Source organism: Gilliamella sp. Fer4-1 (genome assembly GCF_001690515.1).
Taxonomy (GTDB): domain Bacteria; phylum Pseudomonadota; class Gammaproteobacteria; order Enterobacterales; family Orbaceae; genus Gilliamella; species Gilliamella apicola_C.
Map to the genome: position 1 here is coordinate 1 of NZ_LZGZ01000304.1, position 1,427 is coordinate 1,427.

The following is a 1,427-nucleotide window of genomic DNA, read 5'->3' on the forward strand; positions in this document are numbered from 1 at the left end:
GGGTGAGCAAACCATTGAACGCAAAAATATTTAGATTTTTATGAAGTTAACTTTTTTAGGAACAAGCGCAGGCTCTCCTACCGCACAACGTAACGTGAGTAGTATTGTGCTAGATGTTAGGCAAGAAAGAGGGCGCTTATGGCTTTTTGATTGCGGTGAGACAACTCAGATGCAAATGCAAAAAGCCAAATTTAGCCTTTCTAAACTTGAGATCCTCTTTTTAACACATTTACACGGTGATCACCTGTTTGGGCTACCCGGTGTTTTAACATCTCGCTCTTTAATGCAAAATCAATCATCGTTAATTTTGGTTGGTCCAAAAGGTATTAAACAATTTATCGAAACGGTCATTGAAATTAGTGATTCTTGGTTAACTTACCCGCTTAATATTATTGAGCTTGAAAAAGATTGTACCGTTTTTGAAGATAACCTGTTTCGAGTTGAAGCAAAATTATTACAACACCGCGTGCCTTGTTTTGGTTATCGTATTATTGAAAAAGATCTGCCAGCAACTTTAAATATTGATAAATTAAAGCAAGATAATATTGAGATAGGTTCTTTATATAGTGATCTTAAAAAAGGTAAAACAATCATACTTGATGATGGGCGACTAATTAATGGGTTAGACTATTTAGGTCAAATTAAAAAAGGTCGGAAATTAGCGATTTTAGGTGACACAATACCTTGTGAAGCATCGATTGAACTTGCTAAAGATGTTGATGTTCTTGTGCATGAAGCAACACAAGAACATGCTTTAGCGGATAAAGCCATTGCGCGCGGCCATTCGACAACAACACATGCCGCAACAATAGCCAAGCAAGCTAATGCTAAAAAGTTAATTATGACTCATATTAGCCCTAGATATAGTTTACATGATAATGATAAATTGGTTAGCGAAGCTAAAAATATATTTCCTAATACCGAAATAGCCACCGATTTTTCCACGTTTGATATTTAAACAAATTTCGCCGAAATGCTCGGCGAATAAGCGGCTGTTCTAAATACAAAAATCTTTAATTAATTGTTCTATTGTTGCTTTGGTTGGCTTTAAAAAATCTAATGAAATAAATTCATCGGGTTGATGCGCTTGTTCAATTGATCCCGGACCTAACACAATAGTTGGTGAGATTTGATTTAAGTATGGTGCTTCGGTACTATAATTCACTGTTTCGGCACTATGGCCAACTAACTTTTCAATATGCTGTAATGCCGGATGATCTTTTTTGCATTCATAACCTGGAATAGGCGAAACTTCGTATTGTATTTCAATTCGATTTGGATATCTATCTATGACAGGTTGAAGTACGTCACAAAGGGCATTATAAAGCGAATCGATATCATTATTAGGCAATACCCGAATATCAATGACCAGTTCACAACAACCACAAATACGGTTTGCTGCATCGCCTCCATGAATAACACCTAAA

At 36.0% G+C, this 1,427-nt stretch carries 2 protein-coding genes; one reads left to right on the top strand and one right to left on the bottom strand.

Annotated elements, in window-relative coordinates; translation table 11 throughout:
- The first annotated feature begins 40 nt into the window (after nt 1-40).
- Nucleotides 41-958: a ribonuclease Z gene (gene rnz, locus A9G30_RS10385; protein ID WP_065588907.1), complete on the top strand. Its 918-nt coding sequence runs from the start codon at nt 41-43 to the stop codon at nt 956-958.
- A 39-nt stretch (nt 959-997) separates the two neighbouring features.
- Here rnz and A9G30_RS10390 read toward each other — a convergent pair.
- Nucleotides 998-1,427, bottom strand: a 430-nt coding sequence (locus A9G30_RS10390; protein WP_141672083.1) for a M20/M25/M40 family metallo-hydrolase, incomplete at its 5' end; no start/stop codon positions are given.

Bases quoted from the DNA above. Each gene is read 5' to 3' on its own strand.
- rnz (WP_065588907.1), top strand. From the start codon at position 41: ATGAAGTTAACTTTTTTAGGAACAAGCGCAGGCTCTCCTACCGCACAA.